Raw genomic sequence first — 19,273 nt, forward strand, 5'->3', positions numbered from 1 at the left:
CGCTTTTTGATTGATCAACTTGAGAAGCAGCCTAATCTGTGCAGCCGCAAGCACAGCCTGCTTCACAATCCATTAGTGAAGAGCAACCACAACTCACGGGATTTTCAGCGATATCTTCCTTTTTATCGCAGGAAGTAAAAGAAATTAAAGAGCCAACGAGAATAAGAAGAATAGAGAGCTTTTTCATGAATCTACCTTTTGTAAATTGCCTTTCTTTTTTTCTATCACAATTCTCATTTGTAGACTAGACACGAAGGTAATAGATGGAAAAAATACAATCACAAAGAGTTCCATTCTCGCTGAGGGCGTATCTCACGTTGATTAAACCTGGAATCATCATGGGCAATGCCATCACTGCGATTGGAGGGTTTGCTTTAGCTTCGAAAGGGCATTTTGACTTTTGGCTTCTCCTTGCCATGCTCGAGGGGCTTTCTTTGATTGTGGCTTCGGCTTGTGTCTTTAACAACTATATCGATCGGGAAGCAGATCGTAAAATGGCACGTACTCGCAACCGCCCTTTAGCAGTTGGAAGTGTTTCCAATACAACAGCTTTAGTCTATGCGACCCTTTTAGGTCTCTTTGGAGTTTTCTTACTAGCAAAATTCACGAATCTGTTAGCGCTCAGCGTCGCTCTTCTTGGATTTGTCGTGTATGTTGGTCTCTATAGCTTTCTCAAGTATCGTACGGTTCATGGAACACTCATCGGAAGCATAGCAGGTGCTGTGCCGCCCGTTGTCGGCTATACGGCAGTGACGGGTCGCTTGGATCTCGCTGCGATCATCATCTTTGGAGTCATCATGATGTGGCAAATGCCTCACTTTTTTGCGATCTCTGTTTATCGTTTAAAGGATTACGCCGCCGCTGCGATTCCTGTCTTACCTCTAAAAAAAGGGATGGGAGCTACAAAGGTGCAGATGCTGCTTTACATCGGTCTTTTTGTTTGTGTTTCTTCACTGCTCACAGTTTTTGGATTTGTCTCCCTGCTTTATCTCATTGTCTCTACGTTGATCGGTCTTTACTGGTTTTGGATGGGAATCAAAGGGTTTAAAGCTGGAAATGATCAGAAATGGGCGCGTCAGATGTTCATCTTTTCGCTTGTAGCTGTGATGGCTCTTTCAATCACCATACCCCTCAGCGTGTAACGGAAGCTCCAGCGCTTTGCGTTTAGCAGTCCATTCCCACCACTTTGTGGAGATGCCGGTTTTAGCTTCATGAATGATAGCGGCGAAAACGTCCCAAACACACGGATCGTGCTTTGTTTGGGTGCGTCTTTCCAATTCTTGAAAGAGAAAAGTCGGATCTTGCTCAGAGAGACGTTCAATCGTCTCGATTCCGAGGACTTCTAAATCTTTGAGCGTGGCCTTGCCGACATTTGTAAGTTCTCTAAGGTGTTTCTTTTGCATGCTTTAAAGAGTAACCTTTTCATGGAATTTTATACTATGGAAGGGATAAAATATGCCTATAAACAAGGTGAAATTCGATGAAAGAACTATTTGAAAATAACCGTCGTTGGGCTGAGAAGAAAACGCAAAGCGATCCTGAACTTTTTAAGAAACTTTCAAAAGGGCAAGCTCCCAAGTATCTTTGGTTTGGATGCTCCGACAGTCGGGTTCCTGCTAGTGAAGTTTTGGGACTGGAGCCAGGAGATATCTTTGTTCACCGCAATATAGCAAATGTCTTTCCCCATACCGACTTTAACTGCCTATCCGTTCTTCAATATGGAATTGAATATCTCAATATCGAGGAAGTGATTGTTTGTGGTCACACAAAATGTGGAGGCGTCGCAGCTGCGATGGAGCAAGACCAGTTCGGACTCGTAGATAATTGGCTACGCAACATCCGAGATGTCTATTCACGAGAAAAAGAGACCCTCGACAAAATCGAAGACCGGGAAGAAAGATACAATCGCCTGATCGAACTGAATGTGACTTATCAGGTGATGAATATCTGCCACACCACCATTGTGCAAAATGCCTGGGCAAAGAAAAAGAAAGTTTGTGTTCACGGATGGGTCTATGACATCTCTACAGGCCTATTGAAAGACCTCAACTGCTCGATTGCTTCGTTCAAGCAAGTCGAAGATACCTACCGGACACTAAAACTCTAGCCGTTAGATTTTCTGTTTCTAAACTTTCGCTTGCGAAAATTCTCTTTTTTGGCTTTTTGAAAAGGGTTTTCTTTCCGTTTTGCCCGCTTTTTTTGACGATGTTGTCGCAGGTGAGACCGCTTTTTAACGGTTGCTTCTAAACCGGTAAATTCAACGACATCCACTTTCTGTCCAGTGAACTCTTGAATCTTTTTCATCATCCCAGAGTCACGATCAGAAACAAAAGAAAGAGCTTGCCCTTTTGCTCCGGCTCGACCTGTTCGCCCAATTCGGTGAACGTAGTCTTCGACATTTGTGGGAAGGTCGTAGTTGATCACATGTGTGATTGACTCGACATCGATTCCTCGAGCAGCCACATCAGTTGCAACCAAAATGCGGATTTTCCCCTTACGTAATTGGGTGAGGGTGCGTGAGCGTTTATTTTGGTTCATGTCGCCATGCAATGCGGCAACAGGATGCTGTTTGTCGCGAAGATCGCGCGCAAGTTGGTCAGCGTGACGCTTTGTTGAGGTGAACACAATCGTGTAACCCGTCTCTTCTTGATTGAGAACGTGGTCCAGGAGTCGGTTTTTGTGCTTAAGGTCGTCTGCAAAGTGGAGAGCTTGCTGGATGTTTTGCTTCTTTTTCTCTTCTGGGCGGACAATAATTTCCATGGGTTTGCTTAAGAGTCTGTCTGAAAGCTTGATCACCTCTCCTTGAAGTGTTGCAGAAAAGAGAAGGGTTTGCCTAGTTGAGGGAGTTGCTTTGACAATTTGCTCGACGGGCTTTGAAAATCCCATATCAAGCATCCGGTCTGCTTCATCTAAAACAAGCATTTCGAGACGAGAGAAATCAATCTTATCACGCTCCATGAAATCAATGAGACGACCAGGTGTGGCAATTAAGATTTCATGAGGACGTGAGAGCTGACGCATTTGCGGTGGGTAGGGCACTCCTCCTACAATACAAACCGTTTTGATCTTTTGCAGTGATTTACTGTATTTGCTTGTCTGAGTGGCAATCTGTTGGGCAAGTTCTCTAGTGGGAGCTAAAATCAAGACCCGAGGACCTATTCCTGTTTTTTCTGCAGGGGAGAGCAGCCGGTTTAGCGCAGGGAGTAAAAAAGCCGCAGTTTTTCCCGTTCCAGTTTGTGCGGACGCGCGGATATCAAAGCCGCGAATAATCTTGGGGATGGCTTTTTCTTGGATTTGGGTTGGTTTGGGATATCCGACTTTATCAACAGCTTTAAGGATTTTCGGATGCAGGCATAAATTATTAAATGTCATTTCTTTCTCTAATTTGTGAAACGGAGCCATTTTATACTTTTTGAACAATTATTGATAGGGTTATCTTTTTAATAAAATTCCCTTCTGCTAAGAGGGGAAATATGAAGAGAATCTTTTTTTTACTCATATTTCTCTTTGTGTCTTCTGTTGGCTCCCTGGAGCCGAATCACTTCCCCCTCCAGTCAAAAAAAATCCAAACACTCGCTTCTCAAGTGGTCTCAGGAGCTGTTTACTTAGGCACGGGGGCTGCTTTTCTGTCCGTATCCCTCTTAGCCCGCATGGCCTGGACAGCATCGTATTTCTCCCCATGGCATGCGACTTTAGGAAATGAGTGCCTGATCTTGAGTCATCTTACAGGTTCGGCAGCACACTATGCATTTTCGCAAATAGGGAAGAAAACCTTTTACCAGCCTTTTGCTTCATGGGAGGAAAACAGTAAAAGCCTTGCTCTAATTCCTGCTGCGACGGAAGATCAACAGAATCTTCTTGGATTTCTTGAACGGCGGTTTCTAGCGAAATGCGCTGGATTCTATCCTTTTATCGTCAATCATGTGGCCCCAATTTTTGGGATTTCAGTTCAAACGCATCCTGAAACCCAAAGCACCTATGCACGTGATCCACGCAGGACCGCTTCGAACACCTATCTTGAACGTGTCGAAAAATGGAAGGAAGTCTTGCCTCAACCCTGGTCTTATCCCCTTGTATTGACCCGACCAGCCAATCTCCAGGAGTACTTTCCCTTTTATTTCACCCTGACAAGTCAAGCTGATCTAGCAAATGTTCCTCGAAAGATTAACTCGCCCGTTGTTCTCGATTTATCAGAAATTCTCAAGGAAGAGTCTGAAGAAACCTGGCTCCAAGCTTGGGAGACCTTTCAAGCTGCTATCCCTAAGACTTGCCACTCGCATGTTCTTTGCGTGCAACAAGTAGAGCGAGACGGTGTTGGGGGGGTCAGGCTACTCCCTTTTACCAGTCAATCTCCTCAAGAGATTGAAAAGGGATATCGCTATCTTTTGGAATGGATCTCCTTTTTTGGCCTGACAGCCAATCGGATTGAACTCGATCGTCTCCTTCTACCAGCGCGACCATTGACAGCGATGAAGGGTTCTCTCAATATGACCTTGTCCAAACTGGAAAGAGAAGTTCATCTCAAAGAGCTTGAACGCAAATGGCAACTCACTCATCCCCAAAAAACTCTCATGTTTTGTGGGGCTCTTAGTATTTTAGAAGGGCTGTTGGAAAAAGTCTCCGATGAAACTTGGGGCGAAGTTATGAGCTGCCCAACTAAGGGAGTTCTTGCTGAGAGAGCGTTTGATCGGATTGAAAACAAACTCACTGAAATTCTTCAGGAAGACCCCAAAACACGTTTTTTTGATATTGCTACAGAGCTCGAGAAAGTTCACGCAGAAATCACTGTCTTGCTCGAAATTTTTTCCCCTTTCGCCGCTACAGATTTTCCGGCGATCTATCATGAAGTTCTCTCCACTACCCCTGAAGAGCTTCGTCCTTTAACGTCCTATTCGATTCATGCCTCGGGGATGACGAGTATGGCGGGAGTGCTGCAAGCAGTTCAAAAGGTGCAGGGGAGAGCGCCTTACATCCTCTTTGGAGAAAACACTTACTACGAATGTGTGACGATTGGCGATCATGTAACTCATTGTATCCCTGTGGAAGAAGCCACAGACAAAGACTGGCAAGAAGTTGATCTCTTGCTAGCTCAATTTAACCCTGCGCTCAAGAGGATTTACCTAGTGCCAACGGAGTATAAAGTTGAGCCCATTGCTGACATGTTGCGCAAAGCGTTTGCAGCGCGCTCAGGCAAACCTTTGACGCTAGCCCTTGATTGTACCATTGACTACATCGACTCGCCTCGAGTTGGGGTCCTTCTTGAGGATTTTCAAAAAGAGATTGAAACGGGCCTGCTCAACGTCGTGTGTTACCGTAGCGGACTCAAGTTTGATCTCTTTGGCATGGATAATTACTGCGGCGCCCCCTTTTACATGATTCATAACAAGGCAGCTCATTGGGCTCCCTTTGATGCGCTACTCGATGATCCTGCACTTGTCACGGATTCCTTAAGCGTGAATTGGTTTTGCTTAGCTTACAAACATGCTGCTCCCTACCTTGAGCAGTACCGCAAACACATCTTCGAGAACACCCGCGCAGTACTGGATAAAATTCCCCCTCGTCTTTTCCAAGAAGGGTCTCCTTTTCGCATCGTACCCTTCGATCACGAAACGGACCTTTCATTTTTTGACATTAAGATTTCAGGGCCTCTTCACACCATTAGAGGTTCGACCCTTGCTGGTGGTCTTCTCTACTTGAAATGCATGGAAAAAGGCTTTCCCATCTTTTACCGTCGCAGCATTGGGTTTTACCATTCTAACTTTGCGATGCTTTTTTCTGAGGAAAGCGCCACCATCCGCCTGACCTTAGGCATCGATTCCGATGAAGTGCCACTTTTCATCGAGATCTTCAATCTCATGGATACCATGAACGGCTCTCCGACTGAACTTCTACTAGAAAAAATATAATCTTCTCTTCTAGACTGCAGCTCATTTATGGAGAAATGATGACCCAAGATAAGATCCGCTGCTTTGGAAATGGTGAGAGCAAAGAGTTTTATGCCAAATACCATGATCAGGAGTGGGGCGTTCCCGTTCATGACGATCAACACCTGTTTGAAATGCTCATTTTAGAGGGAGCTCAAGCGGGATTAAGTTGGGAAACTGTTCTCAAAAAAAGGGAAGGATACCGGCGACTCTTTCACAACTTTGATCCTGTCAAGGTTGCCAACATGACAGACAAGGAGTTGGAGTCGCTGACTCAGGATCCAGCCATCATTCGAAACAAGCGTAAGATTTTCAGTGCGCGGCAAAATGCGCAGGTTTTCCTAAAAATCCAAGAGGAGTTTGGTTCTTTTGACCGGTATGTTTGGCAATTTGTCGACGAGACACCGATCGTAGGCCATTGGAATACCTGGCAAGAGGTTCCAACGCGGACCGAGCAAAGCGATCGTCTCTCCAAAGACTTAAAGCGGCGAGGGATGAGCTTCGTTGGCACGACCATCATCTACGCCTTTATGCAGGCTGTTGGCCTTGTCAACGACCACTTGACTAGCTGCATGAGCTACCAAACTTGAATAATCTTTGAGCGTTAAAGCGTTTGCAGCCTTTGCGGTGCGCTTTTGACCTTGCTTTTTCCAAAAACGGATCCAGCTAGCGGGTAGCAGTTGCCCAATGCGAAGGGTGAGCCACATGATCTTTGTGGCAAGCCATGAAGAGCGATCTCCCTTGAGAATTGAAACGCTCATTTTGGCCAGGTCTTGGTTTTCCTTAATGTATTCACGCAAGCAAGTTTCATAATTTTCAAATGCGACGAGATAATCTCCACTTGCCCTTGCAAGTTCTCCAGCGAGGACATACGCACCGACAAGTGCTACACTGGCTCCTTGCCCTGCGACGGGGGAAACGGCGTAGGCAGCATCTCCAGCAAGTGTCACGCGTCCTTTCGACCACTTGGGCATATGGACTTGAGCCATGCAATCATAAAAAAAATCAGGTGTGTCTTCCATAAACTCTAAGAGTTTGGGAATTTCCCAACTGCAGTCTTGGAAGGCATTTCTTAGACTTTGTTGCTGAAGAGCTTTGTCGCGCAAGTTCAGTTCGTTTGGCTTGGCAACAAAAGCAAAACCGGCTTTAGCCAATCCATCGCGAGGGCAGTAGACAATGGCGAATTTTTGAGGGGAGTGGTACTCTATTTCAACATGGTCGAGGTTGAGATAGTTGGGAATCGAATAGAATGAAATGTTAAGCCCAAGCTTGTTTAAAAACTGCGTTTCATCTCCCCAGACTAATTTCCGAACATGAGAGTGCAAACCATCAGCTCCGATGATCATGTCAAAAGTCCTTGGACTTTCCTTTTCAAACTCCACAAAAGTCTGCTTTTCATCTTGTGAAATCTTCGTGATGGAATCTCCAAAAAGGCATTCGACGTTTCCCATGTGCTCATATAGAATCTCACATAGTTTCCCGCGAACAATTTCAAGATCTCCTTCAACACGTGCGCCACAAAGATCGGGATGCACTTCTGAGATGGTCTTTCCTGAGCGATTCACAAAGCGAGATTCTTTGATCGCAGTCCGGTGTTGACAGATCGTTTGCCAAAGATTCATGCGCTTGACCACATCAACTGCGACACCACGAATATCAATTTTGTAACCTTCTGCCCTTAGCGTGGGTTGCTTTTCAACGACAGTGGGACGAAAGCCATATTGTTTGAGCCAGTAGGCGAGAGACAGGCCAGCAATGCCGGCTCCTGAAATCAAAATATTTTTCATCATTTCCTTTTAAGGTCGTAAAAGGTAACATGTTAACAAAAGACCGACCGTCGGTCAATTAAAAATGAGGTCCACATGCCACGAGTTGTTAAAAAACCCCAAGAAAGAAAGATGGAGATCATTGATGCCGCTCATGATCTATTTCAGGAAAAAGGGTATGACACAGTGACAATGCAAGATGTCATGAATCAATTGGGAATTGCAAAGGGAACGATATACCATTACTTTCGTTCGAAAGAAGAGCTTTTAGAAGTGGTGATCGAAAAGATTTCGGAGAAGATGATTCACAAGATGCGCGCTGCTATTGAGCAAGTCAAAGGAAGTGCCTTAGAAAAGATAGAAGCTCTTGTGGAAGCAGGGCGTCTCGAAGCTGATTCCTATGTTTTGGATGCACTTCATAAAAAGGGAAATGAGGCGATGCATACCCGTCTTCTCGTTGCGACACTGATGAAACAGGCGCCTCTCTATGCTGAGCTCATTGAGCAAGGGTGCCAAGAAGGCCTTTTTCATACAGAAGCTCCCTTAGAGTGTGCTGAGTTGATGCTCTCTGGAATCCAGTTTTTGACTGATCTTGGCATCCATCCTTGGACAGAGGAGACGCTTCAAAGGCGTGCTCAAGCTTTTCCGAAACTTGTCGAACAACTTTTAAGAGCTCCGAAGGGAGCATTCGGATTTTTACTAAATGTGTAGATAGTGTCGTTACAAGATACTCAACCCTTAATCGACTTCTGGAGAAAATTTCATCGTTGCCTTCCTTCGAAAGTCCGATTTGGACTTTCTGTATCAGCCGCCTTGAACTTTTCTTCCAAGAGCCGCTTCTTGTTTGATTTTCTCGTGACGACACTATCTAGAAATGCTAAAATGCTTGGCAACAAAGGAGTTTTTTATGACGACAAAACCAACAGCGAATCTTCAGCTCATTTATGTCTCAGACATTGATCGTTCAACGGCTTTTTACAAGACTCTTTTTAAAGCCGAGCCCGTTTTTTCAAGTCCTCGTTACGTTGCATTTGCGTCTGGAGGAGACACCCTTTTCGCCATCTGGGCTGGGGGAACGACGCCTGATCCTGCCGCGCCACGATTTTCTGAAGTAGGCATCATGCTTCCAAAGAATGAAGACGTTGACAATCTCTTTGAAGAGTGGAAAGAGATGACTGACATTAAAATTTTGCAAGAGCCCCGTGATGAGATTTTTGGCCGGACCTTTCTTGTCCAAGATCCTGATGGTCATATCATCCGCGTGTCGCCTTTAGATTAGCGAAGTTTTAAGCAGTGCCGGCAAGCCATCCTGTTGTCCACGCATTTTGGAAATTAAATCCGCCCGTGACCCCATCAATGTCGAGAATTTCTCCGCAGAAATAAAATCCCGAATGGAGTTTGCTTTCCATTGTTTTGAAATTCACCTCAGAGAGCGTCACTCCTCCGCAGGTTACAAACTCTTCTTTGTTCGTTGTTTTTCCTTTCACCTGATAGCGGTCCGCTTTTAGCTTTTCGCACAGCTTGCGAAGAGCAGGTTTGCTCATACGACTTAATAGCTGGTTTTCATCCTCACATAAAAGATTCCAAAGCCTTTTGGGAAGAGGAATGGATCGGATCGCCGAAAGTTTTTTGGCGGGGTGCTCTGAAGTAAGTAGAGACATGAGCTCATCGATTGTGAATTTTGGGAGCCAGTCAATGTAGAGCCCCACTTCATAGTTATTTTCTGCAAGAAAACGAGCTCCAAATGCTGAGAGCTTAAGCGCTGCAGGTCCACTAAAGCCCCAATGAGTGATGAGCAGTGGCCCCTGTTGGCAAAGTTTTGTTCCTTCTAACTTCAAACCGACGTTTTCAACGGAAACTCCCGAGATCGATTCGAGGGGGAAGTCGTGGATATTAAATGTGAAGAGCGACGGCACGAGTGGCTGAATCGTATGTCCAAACTTTTGAGCGATTTCAAAGCCTCCACGAGTGCTACCTGTTGCGAGAATTAAACGGTCAGCATTCAGCTTTTCAAAAGAGAGTTTCGATTGGAGCTTTATTTCAACTCCCACCCGCTTTGCTTCGGTAAGGAGGCAATCGATAATCGTCTGGGACGAATCGGTAGTTGGAAACATGCGTCCATCAGCTTCTGTTTTAAGCTCGACCCCTTTTTCTGCAAACCACTCCACAGTATCGGCAGGTTGAAACCGGTGGAAAGGTCCTAGGAGCTCTTTCGAGCCACGAGGATAGTTTTTCACGAGCTCTTTTGGGTCGAAACAAGAATGGGTCACGTTGCAGCGGCCACCACCAGATATGCGGACTTTGCTTAGGACCTTATTCGTGCGTTCATGCAATGTGACACTTGCGTGGGGGTAAGTTTTCTTGGCTGCAATGGCAGCAAAAAAACCAGCTGGACCACCACCAATAACTAGAATTTGCATGCTATCTCACAACCATCCACTGGCCAACAGGTAGGGAGCCAAGTTGAATGTTACCAATACGCACTCGTTTAAGTGAGGTGACTCTCAAATCCACAAGTTCGCACATGCGTCGGATTTGTCTGTTTCGACCTTCACGAAGCACCATGGTCAATGCGCGATCCCCAGCTCGTTTGACGCGGGCACGCTTGAGGGGTTTTCCATCGAGTTTGAGACCGAAACGAAGTTTTTGGATGACTTTTTCCGGGACAGGATCTTGAAAGCGGATAATGTACTCTTTTTCAACTTCTGAATCGGGTCCAATGATCTTCTTGGCGACGCGCCCATCAGACGAAAAGAGGAGAAGCCCTTTCGAGTTCACGTCCAATCGGCCAACAACATGGAGCGACTTGGGATCCACTGGAGGTCCCTTACCAAAACGATTTTCAGGAAGAATTAGCTCCTTGGCTTCAGGATAGTTTTCTTGAGGGAGGTTCGAGACATAGCCGAGGGGTTTATTCACCGCAATGGTGACCCGCTGCAAACCCGCTTGGTCTAAAGTGATTTTGGCATCGACAGGAACTTTAGTTCCCTGCTCTGTAATGAGCATGCCATTCACTTTGACCCGACCTTCTGCCATATATTGTTCAGCTTCTCGTCGGGAGCAGAGTCCTCGGCGAGCCATGAGCTTTGATACGCGTTCTTCATCCATGCGGACAGTTTAGCATAAAACCGATTTCCAAGTGTGTATATTAAATTTTTTTCTCACTTAAAGTTTTGCATTTGCAGCTCTACTCGCAGTTGCGTGCATGGCTATCACTGTTCAAGCAAGTATTTTAAGTTGAAAATCTGTACATAAAGCTTTCTTCAGGGTTGATTATTTTCTTAGAAGACAAGACAATTGAGAGTTTATTAAGACTCTCATTATTGCCGATTTACACAACAAGATTGATTGGGTTGAAAAGTGCATTGAAACTGTCAAACCCGACCGGACCGTCTTTTTGGGAGATTATTTTGATAGCTTCGATGAGACGGTGGACTGCACGAAGCGTACGGCGCACTGGTTGCATCAATCGCTTCAGCAGCCTCAGCGCGTGCATCTGCTAGGTAATCACGATATGCCTTATCGATTTCCGATGAGTTCGACTCTTTTATGCCCGGGCTTTACACATGAAAAGGCAGAGGTTATTAACGAGATTCTTGACTCTGGCGCAAGTTGGGATAGAACGAAATCGTTTCATTGGGATCAAGACTATTTACTGAGTCATGCTGGAATTCATCAGAATCTACTTCATCCTATTAAAGGCTTTGATTTAGAAGATTTAACTAGGCTCGAAGAACAGTCCTTCCTAAGATGCTATGCAGACATGAGCACTCCGATGTTTGGGTGTGGATACAGCCGAGGAGGCAACTATCCTTGCGGAGGCATCACGTGGCAAGACTTTGATATGGATTTTATTCCCATAGAAGGTGTGAACCAAATTGTTGGCCATACTCCCCATCCTAATGTGAAGGTTAAATTCCTGTTGGATGAAGGGGAGGAGGCAGAGGAGGGTGTCATTGAGTGCTTTTGGGATAAATATCTCTTAGATTATGAAAAAGCCCCGAAGAAGAGCTTGAATTTTGCTCTCGATACCCATCGTCAGCATTACGCAGTTCTCGAAGATGGTCAAGTTCAAGTCATAAAAAATACCTTTGCGACCAAGCAAGATTACTCTCAATAAAACGCATCAGATTTGCTAGAAACACAATCTGTGCTTTTTCAAGCCTTTGTAAGCCATGTTTTTTACGTCCCCTCATATCAGTTCCTCTAACGTTGACTTATAGAAGAAATCCTATGATTCCTGTAGCTCAAGAGCTGTTTCTCCGAACCAAATCTGAGTTTTTTCTGAAAGACTGAGACAAACTATAAAGCTGAGGTTTGCTGATAATGGTTTAGAAATTCTTGGTATTTATCTGTAAAACCCTCCGCTTTTGACCACTTTTCTAACTCGCCAAAGTCGATATCTTGAACCTCTCTACAGATATCAAGAGCTTGTTTGAGTCCCTGCCTGTCATCCCAATGATAAAAACTTGCGAGTCGATCTTTTATACTATCGATAGGACGTAACATTTTTATCGTTCCCATTTTGGTTTTAACGTTTGAAAAGTGATGGATTGGTTCGTTTCCAACTGCGATGGGGGGAGATACAAATTCTATGATCCATGGACAATCTTGGCGAATAAAATATCTGGAATTGTATTCAAAACCAAATTTACTTAAGGCTTTCTTGACTTTGCGAAGATCTTCATAGGTAATAAAATCTAGATCGTATGATTGATAGCGATTTTTAGAGTAAATGGTGACACAAGCTCCGCCGACTAAAATGAGATCAATCCCTTCTTTCCGTAGCTCTTCTGACAAATATCCTGCTAAATCTTTGAGAGAGATGTTTTTCCAATCTATCTTCATAAAGGCTTTCCTTTTCGCCGTGGTCGCTTTCTTATTGGACGTTCATAATATTTTCGACGAAAATTTTGAGGTAGGAATGTGTAAGATTTTTCAAGAAATGAAATGAGCTCTTGAAGCATGGGAAAGCGAGGATTGAATCTGTAGAGTCTTGTTCTTCCTTCTTTATAGCTAGCTATGATCCCTCCTTTTTCAAGTCTTTCCAAGGCTGTTTGAATGCTAAATAAAGGAATCTCAAATACTTTACTGAGTTCAGAAGCATATGTTTTTTCATTCTTGAGGAGAAAAAATAAGACTTTTTCAATGACTGGGTTTCCAAAAAGGTACTCTAACATAAACCACCAAGTTTTTTGGTTATATTACCAAATTAGTTGGTGATTGTCAATTAGGTGAAGAAGGTTTTTTAATTGTTTAAAAATGAGATGTTTATGCGTATTTAACGTCCGCTAGAAAGCAAAAAGGCTCAGATTCAATCTGAGCCTTTTTGCTTAGTTTTGGAGGTGGAGAGATTCGAACTCTCGTCCTTAGTAAACTCCATAGCAATGCCTACATGCTTAGTGTCTCAAATATAGTGCCAGCCTTGCTGTAAGGCACCCCACTAGGGGCTGGCACATCTCTTAAAATTCTCGAACACACGCTCTTGAGATCGAGAGGATGTGTGTTCATACCAAGTGTCCTGCGATAGGCCCCCAGACCCTTGGTCCAGTCCGAGGCTATCGGCTGCTAGATAGACGGGTTAGGTCTTAAGCAGCGTTTTCCCAATAAAGGTCTTCTTGAGTGTCGACAATTATTTGGTCTCGGCTTTTTTAAGAGGCCAGCCGAATCCTCTGCATGCCACTGGTACTTTGTTTCCAAGTCGAAACCAGTACACCCCCACTGATCATTATACCATAATGCGGGATTTTCCTCTAAATCACTCATATAAAGCAAATTAAGGAAGTGGTTTTGTTTATCTAGCTCAAATTTAGCATTTTAGGAGCTTTTCAGGCAATACTAAAAGTTAAATATTAATGATTATTTAACTTTTATTTTAAATATATTTTAAAAAACGCTATAATGCTAATTATAATTTGATATTTTAAGGGAATTATAAAAGGAAGGAAAGGATATGGCTCTAAGAGTTGATACGACTCATTCTGCCTCAGCAACTTACGCTGATAAAACACCAACAATGAACCTGGGTATTCAACCAGGAACGATCTCAGGCACAGGCCGGTCTTTAGTAGGCCGCACTGTAACTCCTTATGGAATAAGCGAAAGAACCAGTAACACCACCAGAATGGGGGATGTGATGCTCAAGCGGGGCGTCAATCCTGCTGCAACAATGGCTCTGTTGGAGAAGATTGGTCACCAAAATGGACTGATTGAGCCTTCGACAGGCATGATCAATTATCAAGCCCCAACAGGGGAAAGCGTGACTGTGAAGCCGATTTTAGGACAAACAGCGCGAGATCAGGCAAAAGCATTAGCAGCTAACGAAGATCGCTACCCTGTAGCTTGGATCGAAGTCGATGGACAGACTCGGTTAGCAACGTTTGATACAACTACGCGTCAGCTGAAATTTGAAAATCACTCGATTCATACTCTACAAATGGGACGCATGATGATCGAAAATGGAGCAGATCCTGAAGCTACTCGAGCTCTAGCTCAAGCAATTGGAGCCAAGACCGACCGTTTTGATCAGTTCACAGGCGCTATGACATTTGATGTAAGAGGCTCTGATGTGACTGTGACTCCAATTTTAACTAAGGCTGATCGAAATATTGCTAAGGTCGTCACTCCGAATGGAAGTTATCCTGTTGCGACAATGACAGCAAACGGAGCAACAAAACTGCTGGTTTACAACACAGAGACTGAAAAAATCGAAAAGCTCACAATTTCTCACAATCTACCAGCAAACATTTCAGATTACCGATTGCATGGACAAGTGCCTCATATGTTGACGGGTGTCAATGCTGCAATGGCAACAAATGGAGTATCATTGACTTTGCGTTCATCAGTTCTTGCCTATCTTCAAGAGCAAGGCGTCTCAAGTGTGATCTCTGATTCAACTGCAGGTCGCTTTTCAGTGACTCTAAACACAGGAGAAACTTTTAGCACAGGCTATTAATTTTTAGTCGAGATCATTGCTAAAGATATTTTTTTCTTGAAAGGACCCAATTTGGGTCCTTTTTTCTTTATGGAAAAAGGGGCTCTTCGTAATATTTTTACAGTATGTTTGAAAATCGAAAAGAGAGCTTTCCCAAAAGAGAAGAACGCATTCTTGAAGGGTGGCTCAAAAATAAAGTCTTTCAGGCCTCCTTGAAGCAAAGAGAAAAGGGGCCCCTATTCGCCTTTTATGATGGCCCTCCATTCGCAACAGGGTTGCCTCACTATGGCCATATGCTAGCAGGAACCATCAAAGATGTGGTTCTCCGCTACAAGACCATGAAAGGGTATCATGTTCCCAGACGTTTTGGTTGGGACTGCCACGGCTTGCCAGTCGAAAATGAGATTGAAAACACCCATGAACTGTCTAAAGGAACCTCGATTGAGCAGTTTGGCATTGCCAAGTTCAATGAAGAGTGCCGTAGCATTGTTCTTCGCTATACGAAAGAATGGGAACAGACCGTAAATCGCATGGGGCGCTGGATCGAGTTTAAAAACCCGTACCGAACAATGGATCCTACGTTTATGGAGACCATTTGGTGGGTCTTTGGGCAACTGTGGGACAAAGATCTCGTTTATGAAGGCTTTAAGGTCATGCCGTTTTCGGCGCAGCTTGGAACCCCTCTATCCAACTTCGAAGCAAACCTGAACTACCGCGACGTGGATGATCCATCCCTGATCGTGAAATTTCCTCTTGTCGATGAGCCTGGAACCTTTTTACTCGTGTGGACGACGACTCCTTGGACGTTGCCGTCTAACTTGGCTGTTACCGTGAATGAAGCGATCACATACGTCAAAGTGAAAGACAAAGAAACAGGTGACCACTACGTGATTTCGAAGGGACGCTTGAAGGCTTACTTTAAAGATGAAGCGACCTATGAAGTTGTCGAAACGTTTAAAGGAGGCAAACTCAAAGGCAAACGATACCAGCCTCTATTTGATTACTTTGTCAATCAAGTCAGTCCTAAAGCATTTACTGTGATTGAAGATGCTTTTGTTGAAGAAGAAGATGGAACCGGAATTGTTCATACAGCTCCCGCGTTTGGTGAAGCAGACTTTTTTGTCTGTAAAAAAGAGGGGATCGAACTCGTTTGTCCCGTCGATCAACATGGAAAGTTCACAAGTGAAATTCCCGATTACGAAGGGCAGTTTGTCAAAGATGCCGACAAAGACATCATCCGCCGTTTAAAAGAGCAAAAGCGGATCTTTCATCATGGTCAAATTCGTCACCGTTACCCCTTTTGCTGGCGCTCAGACACTCCTTTGATTTACAAGGCTGTTCACACTTGGTTTGTGAGCGTAGAAACCATCAAAGATTGTCTCGTCGAAATGAACAAGCAGATTCATTGGGTTCCTGGGCATATTAAAGAAGGGCGTTTTGGAAAGTGGCTTGAAAATGCACGCGATTGGGCGATTAGCCGCAACCGGTATTGGGGAACTCCCATTCCCGTTTGGCGCAGCAATGATGGTGACTGCATCGTGATCACAAGCATCAAAGAACTTGAGAAGCGCACAGGAAAGAAAATCGATGATCTGCACCGACATCACATCGATCAATTGACGTTTGAAGAACACGGCAAAGTGTACATGCGTATTCCAGAAGTCTTTGATTGCTGGTTTGAATCAGGCTCGATGCCCTATGCGCAAAATCACTACCCATTTGAAAATGAAAAAGAGACAATGGACGCCTTTCCTGCTGATTTTATTGCAGAAGGAATCGATCAAACCCGCTGCTGGTTTTACACACTCAATATTCTGTCGACCGCACTTTTCGATAAGCCCGCTTTTAAGAACGTGATTGTAAATGGGATTGTTTTAGCAGAAGATGGCACCAAAATGTCGAAGCGGCTTCGCAACTATCCTGATCCCGAAATCGTTTTCAACAAATATGGAGCTGATGCGGTTCGTCTCTACTTGCTCCACAGCCCAGCTGTTCAAGCAGACGACTTACGTTTTAGTGAAAAGGGGGTCGAACTCGTCTTGCGGCAATTCCTCATTCCCCTGTGGAACTCGTATGTCTTCTTAGGAACCTATGCCGACATTTATAAGTGGAAACCATCGGAGCAAACGTTCAATGTCCCTAAGGCTGATATTGACCGGTGGATTCTTTCACTGTTACAAAAGCTTGTACGCGATGTGGAAGAGGGAATGGATGGTTATGTGTTAAGTCGGGCCGTTGATCCGTTTGTCGACTTTATCGATCAATTGACGAATTGGTACATCCGTCGGTGCCGGACCCGTTTTTGGGCCGATGAGGATACCCCAGATCGACGTGAAGCGTTCGAAACGCTCTATACAGTTCTCAAGGAACTGTCCAAAATAGCAGCTTCGTATGTGCCGTTTATCAGTGATGCGATTTTCCAAAACTTGCGCATCAAAAAAGATCCCGAATCTGTGCACCTTGCCGATTTTCCAACTTATAATAGTTCGCTTCGAGATGAGAAGCTGGAAAAAGAGATGGCACTTGTGCAAGCAGCCGTCAGCATGGGACATGCTTTGCGCAAAGAGCACAAGTTAAAAGTGCGGCAACCTCTTGGTAAAGCCCACCTCGTTTCAGCTGATGAAGAAACCTTGCGTCTTTTAGAAGGGCAACAGCAGCTTATTATGGAAGAGCTCAATGTCAAAGGGCTTCAGTTTCACTCTAAAGAAACCGAGTTTGTTTCGCTCAGTATCAAGCCTAACTTTCGCACGCTTGGTAAACGACTTGGTCCCCTAATGAAACTTATGAAAGGTGTTGTTGATGGCTTTGATGCAAGTCAGGTGAAAACACTACTTGATGGTGGCGAAGTCACAGTCGATGTCCAAGGAGAATCCGTGACCATTGCTGCTGAAGATGTCCTCATTGAACGACAAGTGAAAGAGGGGATGGTTGCAGCGACAAAAGAGGATGTCACAATCGCTTTGGATACCAGTTTGACAGAAGAACTTCTTGAAGAAGGATTGATGCGCGAGATCGTCAACAAACTCAACACGCAAAGGCGCAATGAAGGCTTAGAAGTGACTGACCGTATCCGTGTCCGCATCGATTCTACATCTAAAGTGAAAAGCTGCTTTGAGAAGTTTTCAGACACCATTTCCCATGAAGTGCTTGCCTCAGAAGTCTTGTTTGAAAAGAATGAAGGGACTGAGTGGGATCTCAATGGTGAAAAAGCCATCATTCACATTGAAAAGGTTAAAAAATGATGATCGAGCCACCACCGCTTCAAGCGGGGGATACGATCGCGATTGTTGCGCCTGCTTCGATTTCGAGAAAAGTAGGTGAGCTGGAAGCTTGTGTGCACACTCTTGAAGAGAAGGGATTCAAAGTCAAGCTTGCCGCTAACCTCGGAAATCAATGGGGCAACTTCTGTGGCTCTGATACAGAGCGTGCAACTGGGATCATGGAGGCCTTTCAAGACGAAGGTGTGAAAGCCATTTGGTGCTTGAGAGGTGGATATGGCTCGGGCCGCTTGCTCGGTCAACTTGATTATGATGTAATCCGTCAAAACCCCAAAATTTTTATCGGGATGAGTGATATCACTGCCTTGCATGTCGCACTGAATCAAAAAGCAGGGTTGATCACTTATCTTGGTCCCAATGCGAATTTTATCTTTGCCACTGAGGAAGATCGCTCTTTTGCAGAAGAGCATGCATGGAAAGTGCTTTTAGGCGCTCAGGAAACGTTGATCTTTGAAGGTGGAGAAACACTTGTTTCAGGCAAAGCAAAAGGAGAACTGACGGGAGGGAATTTGGCGCTCCTTGCAGCGCACGTTGGGACGCCTTGGCAAATCGAAACGAGAGGGAAGATTTTACTTCTTGAAGAAGTGAATGAATTTTCCTACCGAGTGGATCGGATGCTGTGTCAACTTCTGCAAGCAGGACTACTCGATGACATCGCTGGCCTGATTCTCAGCAGCTGGTCGGGTTGCGATCCACAACATTCTCAAGATTTTGAGTTGGAACAGGTGCTCAAAAACTACTTTCAAAATGCATCTTATCCTGTCTTATTGGAATTCCCGAGTGGGCATATTGAGAACCAAGCAACACTCCCTTTAGGGCTTGTGGTAGAGCTGGATGCAGAGAGCAAGACGCTCAAGATTTACTAGTCTTATATTACATATTTAGCTACCATTTCTGAAGCTTTTACCATACAGCTTTTCAAATGGAGGAAAAATGGTTAATCAAGTAAATTTTTCAATTTCTCTAGTTGCTGGAATGAGCTTTGGGGTTGTTGGTGGAGGATTGTCTTTTTTGGGAGGTTGCCCTACTTCAAAGGTAGTAAGTGAATTTACTGGCTATAGTGTTGCCTACACGACTGCCATCTATATGACGCATCATTCTGAAATCTGTAAAAACTTGAGTAGCACGGCAAAGGTTATTACGTTCAATGCCGTTGTGTTCTTGACAAGAGCTGCTATTTCTGGGGGCTTTGGACTAATTGGTTGGGCAACTGTTGATTTAGTCACTCTTCTAGGAAAACAATTTGTACTAGGAGTTTATGCGATGCCTATAGCTTTACCTTATTTGTTGCCATATGCTGCGATGGTGGCTGAAAAAATAGATGAGCTCCGGTCTTCCTACATTTAGGTTTCGCAAAATTGGCATGATTGC

Annotated in this window: 18 protein-coding genes and 1 other RNA gene; 11 read left to right on the forward strand and 8 right to left on the reverse strand. The window is 44.5% G+C overall.

Annotation, left to right across the window (positions count from 1 at the left end):
• Positions 1-31 precede the first annotated feature (31 nt).
• Complete coding sequence (locus ACOOFG_RS04215) at positions 32-187, reverse strand: hypothetical protein (RefSeq protein WP_420422394.1); 156 nt, start codon at positions 185-187, stop codon at positions 32-34.
• Positions 188-263: 76 nt separating this feature from the next.
• On the opposite strand from ACOOFG_RS04215, the gene cyoE reads away from it, so the two are divergent.
• The gene (cyoE, locus tag ACOOFG_RS04220) at positions 264-1,142 is read left to right on the forward strand and encodes a heme o synthase (protein ID WP_420422395.1); all 879 of its coding nucleotides are present in this window, start codon (positions 264-266) and stop codon (positions 1,140-1,142) included.
• Here cyoE and ACOOFG_RS04225 read toward each other — a convergent pair.
• On the reverse strand, positions 1,116-1,403 hold the full coding sequence (locus tag ACOOFG_RS04225; RefSeq protein WP_420422396.1) for a helix-hairpin-helix domain-containing protein: 288 nt from the start codon (positions 1,401-1,403) through the stop codon (positions 1,116-1,118). The two genes, cyoE and ACOOFG_RS04225, sit on opposite strands and share 27 nt — an antisense overlap.
• A 77-nt stretch (positions 1,404-1,480) precedes the next feature.
• Between ACOOFG_RS04225 and can the strand changes: the two genes are divergently transcribed.
• A complete protein-coding gene (gene can / locus ACOOFG_RS04230) occupies positions 1,481-2,107 on the forward strand; it encodes a carbonate dehydratase (RefSeq protein ID WP_420422397.1) in 627 nt (208 codons plus the stop codon).
• Here the strand turns inward: can and ACOOFG_RS04235 are convergent.
• Positions 2,104-3,372 (reverse strand): DEAD/DEAH box helicase, encoded by a 1,269-nt coding sequence (locus ACOOFG_RS04235; protein ID WP_420422398.1) that lies wholly within the window; start codon positions 3,370-3,372, stop codon positions 2,104-2,106. The genes can and ACOOFG_RS04235 overlap by 4 nt on opposite strands.
• A gap of 101 nt (positions 3,373-3,473) precedes the next feature.
• Between ACOOFG_RS04235 and ACOOFG_RS04240 the strand changes: the two genes are divergently transcribed.
• Together ACOOFG_RS04240 and ACOOFG_RS04245 are read left to right on the forward strand one after the other, a co-directional pair.
• Positions 3,474-5,906, forward strand: a complete 2,433-nt coding sequence (locus tag ACOOFG_RS04240; protein WP_420422399.1) for a hypothetical protein — start codon at positions 3,474-3,476, stop codon at positions 5,904-5,906.
• Between the two features lie 38 nt (positions 5,907-5,944).
• Positions 5,945-6,514, forward strand: coding sequence for a DNA-3-methyladenine glycosylase I (locus ACOOFG_RS04245; protein WP_420422666.1), 570 nt, complete (start codon positions 5,945-5,947; stop codon positions 6,512-6,514).
• Here ACOOFG_RS04245 and ACOOFG_RS04250 read toward each other — a convergent pair.
• Positions 6,404-7,714, reverse strand: a complete 1,311-nt coding sequence (locus tag ACOOFG_RS04250; protein ID WP_420422400.1) for an FAD-dependent monooxygenase — start codon at positions 7,712-7,714, stop codon at positions 6,404-6,406. The two genes, ACOOFG_RS04245 and ACOOFG_RS04250, sit on opposite strands and share 111 nt — an antisense overlap.
• A 72-nt stretch (positions 7,715-7,786) precedes the next feature.
• Here ACOOFG_RS04250 and ACOOFG_RS04255 point away from each other — a divergent pair, with 72 nt between their 5' ends.
• Both ACOOFG_RS04255 and ACOOFG_RS04260 read left to right on the forward strand, forming a co-directional pair.
• Positions 7,787-8,401, forward strand: coding sequence for a TetR/AcrR family transcriptional regulator (locus tag ACOOFG_RS04255; RefSeq protein WP_420422401.1), 615 nt, complete (start codon positions 7,787-7,789; stop codon positions 8,399-8,401).
• Positions 8,402-8,597: 196 nt separating this feature from the next.
• A complete protein-coding gene (locus tag ACOOFG_RS04260) occupies positions 8,598-8,969 on the forward strand; it encodes a VOC family protein (RefSeq protein WP_420422402.1) in 372 nt (123 codons plus the stop codon).
• 7 nt (positions 8,970-8,976) lie between these two features.
• Here the strand turns inward: ACOOFG_RS04260 and ACOOFG_RS04265 are convergent, their stop codons facing one another.
• Positions 8,977-10,110 (reverse strand): NAD(P)/FAD-dependent oxidoreductase, encoded by a 1,134-nt coding sequence (locus ACOOFG_RS04265; RefSeq protein WP_420422403.1) that lies wholly within the window; start codon positions 10,108-10,110, stop codon positions 8,977-8,979.
• 1 nt (position 10,111) lies between these two features.
• A complete protein-coding gene (locus ACOOFG_RS04270; RefSeq protein WP_420422404.1) occupies positions 10,112-10,798 on the reverse strand; it encodes a pseudouridine synthase in 687 nt (228 codons plus the stop codon).
• Between the two features lie 256 nt (positions 10,799-11,054).
• On the opposite strand from ACOOFG_RS04270, the gene ACOOFG_RS04275 reads away from it, so the two are divergent.
• On the forward strand, positions 11,055-11,810 hold the full coding sequence (locus ACOOFG_RS04275; protein WP_420422667.1) for a metallophosphoesterase: 756 nt from the start codon (positions 11,055-11,057) through the stop codon (positions 11,808-11,810).
• A gap of 182 nt (positions 11,811-11,992) precedes the next feature.
• Here the strand turns inward: ACOOFG_RS04275 and ACOOFG_RS04280 are convergent, their stop codons facing one another.
• Together ACOOFG_RS04280 and ssrA are read right to left on the reverse strand one after the other, a co-directional pair.
• On the reverse strand, positions 11,993-12,538 hold the full coding sequence (locus ACOOFG_RS04280) for a hypothetical protein (RefSeq protein WP_420422405.1): 546 nt from the start codon (positions 12,536-12,538) through the stop codon (positions 11,993-11,995).
• A gap of 489 nt (positions 12,539-13,027) precedes the next feature.
• Positions 13,028-13,410: a transfer-messenger RNA gene (ssrA, locus tag ACOOFG_RS04285) on the reverse strand.
• A 233-nt stretch (positions 13,411-13,643) separates the two neighbouring features.
• Between ssrA and ACOOFG_RS04290 the strand changes: the two genes are divergently transcribed.
• The 4 genes from ACOOFG_RS04290 to ACOOFG_RS04305 all read left to right on the forward strand — a co-directional run bounded on the left by ACOOFG_RS04290 (position 13,644) and on the right by ACOOFG_RS04305 (position 19,249).
• A complete protein-coding gene (locus ACOOFG_RS04290) occupies positions 13,644-14,645 on the forward strand; it encodes a hypothetical protein (RefSeq protein ID WP_420422406.1) in 1,002 nt (333 codons plus the stop codon).
• Positions 14,646-14,749: 104 nt separating this feature from the next.
• On the forward strand, positions 14,750-17,866 hold the full coding sequence (gene ileS, locus ACOOFG_RS04295; protein ID WP_420422407.1) for an isoleucine--tRNA ligase: 3,117 nt from the start codon (positions 14,750-14,752) through the stop codon (positions 17,864-17,866).
• A complete protein-coding gene (locus tag ACOOFG_RS04300) occupies positions 17,863-18,768 on the forward strand; it encodes a S66 peptidase family protein (RefSeq protein ID WP_420422408.1) in 906 nt (301 codons plus the stop codon). The genes ileS and ACOOFG_RS04300 overlap by 4 nt, the downstream gene beginning before the upstream one ends.
• Before the next feature lie 67 nt (positions 18,769-18,835).
• Positions 18,836-19,249, forward strand: a complete 414-nt coding sequence (locus tag ACOOFG_RS04305; RefSeq protein WP_420422409.1) for a hypothetical protein — start codon at positions 18,836-18,838, stop codon at positions 19,247-19,249.
• Positions 19,250-19,273: the final 24 nt, after the last annotated feature.

The sequence above is a fragment of the Simkania sp. genome (genome assembly GCF_965215465.1).
In the GTDB taxonomy this organism is placed as follows: Bacteria; Chlamydiota; Chlamydiia; order Chlamydiales; family Simkaniaceae; genus Simkania.